The organism is Streptomyces sp. NPDC058964, from assembly GCF_042741275.1.
In the GTDB taxonomy this organism is placed as follows: Bacteria; Actinomycetota; Actinomycetes; order Streptomycetales; family Streptomycetaceae; genus Streptomyces.
In genome coordinates this window covers 1-3,714 of sequence record NZ_JBHYKH010000697.1, presented here as the reverse complement: position 1 = coordinate 3,714, position 3,714 = coordinate 1, and the positions used below count along the sequence as shown (strand labels likewise).

Annotated in this window: 2 pseudogenes; both read left to right on the top strand. The window is 73.4% G+C overall.

The window, feature by feature from the left end:
* Positions 1-3,156: pseudogene (locus ACFW2E_RS43190) on the top strand (hypothetical protein); the annotation flags it as partial.
* Positions 3,156-3,714 (top strand): annotated as a pseudogene (locus ACFW2E_RS43185) (hypothetical protein); the annotation flags it as partial. The pseudogenes ACFW2E_RS43190 and ACFW2E_RS43185, both read left to right, overlap by 1 nt.

Sequence of the window (3,714 nt, the reverse complement as noted above, 5' to 3'; positions counted from 1 at the left end):
CACGGGGCCAGGCTGCCGCTGTTCGCCGTGCATCCGCGCGCCTCGGCCGGCGCACCGGCCCCCGACGCCCGGCCCGTCCGGCTCACGGTCAGCTGGCGCGTCCAGTACACCGGGCCCACGGCACCGGGCACCGCCCCCGCCTCGGTGGTCCTGCAGCTGTGGCCGCCCGGACGCCCCGCGCCCGCGCCCCGCCCGCTGTCCCCCGAACACCTGGTGCTGCGTCCGGCACCACAGGGTCCGGCGGACGGCCGCGCCCTGGCCGTCGACTTCGGCACCACCGCGTCCACGGTCACCCTGCTGCTCCGTCACAGCACCGGCAGGCACGTCGACGCCGACCAGGCGACCGCCCTGGCGGACGGACTGCGGGCCCTGACGGCACCGCCGGACGACGCCCCACGCGCGTGGAAGAGCGCGCTGGAGGGTCTGCGCGGCGGGCAGCTGGAGATCGGCGGCCCGCTCGGCCGGACCCTCGGCGGCTCCGAGGCGCTGGCGCGGCTGGACAACCTCGCCGTGGCCACCCGGGTCCTGCTCTGGGTCGAGGAGACGCGATCCGCGACCCAGGACCCCGAATTGCGCGAATGGCTGGTGGAACGCCTGCACCGGCTGGTGACCACCACCGTGCACACCCCCGCGCTCGACCTCCACCAGCTCGGTCCCGTCGAGTTCGGATACGGCCAGGGCGGCACGCCGACCCGGGCGCCCGCCACATCACTGCGCGAGGTGCACAGCAACCAGGACCGCCCGGGGGTGTCCCGCGCCCGGGGTGTCGCGTACGAACTCACCCCGGAGGAGACCGAGGGCATCACCGGAATCAAGCGCAAACTGCTGACCACGCCGGTCAGCAGGGCGTCGGAGCAGGGCCCGTCTCCGGCGCACCTGGCGCAGCACGTCTACCACCTCCTGGTGGACCAGGCCGAGCGGGTCGACCACGGCGACGCCCCGGGTGACCCCGCGCCCATGGGGACGGTGCTGCTGACCTTCCCGACGTCGGCCTCCCCGGAGGCCAGGGCGCAGCTCAAGACCCTGGTGCAGCGCGGGCTGTCGGTGCCCCATGTCGAGCTGATCATCGACGAGGGCCTGGCGGCGGGACTCTATTTCGTGATGCGCGATCTCACCGGGAACCTGGACCTCGGTCTGGAGAAGCTGCGGGCCTGCTCCCGGCCCGTGCCGGGAGAGCCGGACACCTGGCGCAGCATCATGCTGGTCGTCGACATCGGCGGCGGCACGACCGACATCGCGCTGCTGGACCTGATTCTGCGTGACTTCACTCCGGCGCTCGCACCGGCCGACCGCTTCACCTCCGGCCGCGCCTACGAGCTGGAGCCCCGGATCCTCGGGACGATCGGACACGGCCAGCTGGGCGGCGATCTGCTGACCCTGCTGGTGCTGTACTGGGTGAAGGCCACGCTGCTGGACAGGGTGGGCAAGGGTGACCCCGGCGGGACCGGTGAGCGGCTGGCCGCCCGGATGGCACGTCAGGCCGAGGGAAACCGGGAGAGTCTGGTGAGCCCCGAGGTGCGCGAGATCCTCCGGCGCGAACTCCCCACCCACTGGCGCGTGTACGGCCGCGACCTGGAGGACGGTGAGGAGGCCCGTCAGCGGGAGGTCGGCTTCAGCAAGCTGTGGCGGCTGGCCGAGCGGATCAAGCGGGTCCTGGGCGAGGAGAACGGGGACGCGGACCTCACGACCGACGAACTCGCCGATCTGCGGCAGCACTTCGAGCAGCTGAAGGAACTCAGCGGCACGGTCGTGTTCTCCCAGGACGAGTTCCGCATGCTGATCGAACCCATCGTCCGGCAGGCGGCCGAGATGGCGGCCGGCCTGGTGTCCGACGCCTTCCGGCGGCTGAGCGGCCGGCCCTCCTCCCCCGCCACCGCCACCGCCACCGCCACCGCCGACGGGCAGGCTTCCCGGAGCGTGGCGACCGCCTCGGCGCCCTGCCTCGACCAGGTCGTCCTCGCCGGCCGCAGCAGCACCATGGCGGCGGTGCGCCGGGCGATGACCCACGCCCTGAAGAAGGCCGACTACATCCACGGAAGGACCACCCGCAAGGTCGACTGGAACCCCGAACGACTGGAGACCGAGACGGGGTTCCTCGCCAAGCAGGCGACGTCCCTCGGAGCGGCCTGGCTGCACCGGGTCCGCGGCAGGGTGGGTGTCTTCCGCCAGGAGTCCGGACGGATGATCCGTTCGGAGCTGTCGCTCATCTCCCAGAGCCTGTTCAGCTGTCTGCCCTGCGACTTCGCCCTGGAGGGCCTGGCGGCCAGCGCGGAGGAGGTGTTCACCTCCGGCACGCCCTTCGAGCAGATGGGCGCCGACGGTTCCCTCGGTCTCGCCGGCAGCTGGCGGCGGGTGGTCCGCACGCCCAGCGTCATCCGGCCCCGGGCGGGCAGCAGCCCGATCCCCTGGGGGATCCTGGAGGTGGAGAACCGGGCACGCCGCTCCGGCTGCAACATGGCCTCCCCCGCCTGGGACTTCGACCACGGCGCGGAGATGCGCTTCCGGATCTGCGTGGACGAGTGGCTCAACCTCACGGCCGAGTTCCGGCACGGACCACGCCAGCACTACTGGCTGCCGGACAGCGGCTCGGCGGACGGGCGCGACTCCCTCGCACTGACCGGCCGTGCCGGGGAACGGCTGCGGATCTCCACGCACCAGCCGACGGTCCGTGTCGCGGGAGACGTGTGCGCCTCGCCCCACGAGTGGGGCAGCCCGCGATACGCACCGCACCAGGTCTTCCCGGCCTCCGAGGCCGACGGGGGCGACCCCCTGCTGACCTATCTGCCCGACCTGTTCCACGTCGGTGCCCATCCCGATCCCCTGGTCGATCCCACGCCCGGTCGGATCGCCGTGCTCGATCTCGCCGACAGTCCAGAGCAGCTGCACTTCTACATGCAGGATCCCGATGGCGGTGATCCCTTCCCGCTCGGCAAGCTCCCGGTTCCCGCCGCCAACCCGAACGCCCAGTCCAGTCCGGTGCGCATCACGCTGGACGCCAGGGGCGAGCTGCGGCTGCATCGCGGCGCCCTCCAGGCACCGCAGGCGGGCAGCTTCGCCGAGGCGGAGCAGAGGCCCGGCTGGGTCCATCGCGTCCCCATGGAGATGTCGACCAGCGACTACCAGCCCGGCTGGGACCCCGACAGCGGAGAGCACTGATGGCGAACGAACAGCGGCACGTCGACGCCCGTACGCCGGGAGAGCAACTGGACGAGGCGCGCAGGAGGTTCACCAGGTTCGCCGAGAAGGCCTGTGCCGAGCTGCGCCCCGGCTCCCCCGCCGCCGGCCCCCTGCTGGACGGTCTGGCCCTGCTGACCGAGGCACTGGGCGGCGCCCTGACCCGGGTGGACGACGACGCCGCCAGCATCGTCGAGGACTGGCACCGCGATCTGAACTGGACGGTCCGCCAGGGCGCCGCGGCGAGGGGCGCGCGTGACCTGGAACGGCCGGCGACCGCCGCAGGGGAGGCGGACGGCGCGCTGGAGGCGGTCCGCCGGGCGCAGGAAGCGGCCGAGGCGGCGCGGGACGCCGCGCACGCCACGATCCGGGCCCGGCAGGCCGCGCACAAGGCCTGGGAGGTCAAGGAGGCGGAGGTCGCCGCGGCCCGGACGGCGGAGCAACAGGCCCATGCCGCCGAGGAAGAAGCGCAAATCGCGCGGGAGGCGGCCCGCGCCGCCGAGCACGCGGCCCGCACCGCCGACGACGAGGCACGCGCCG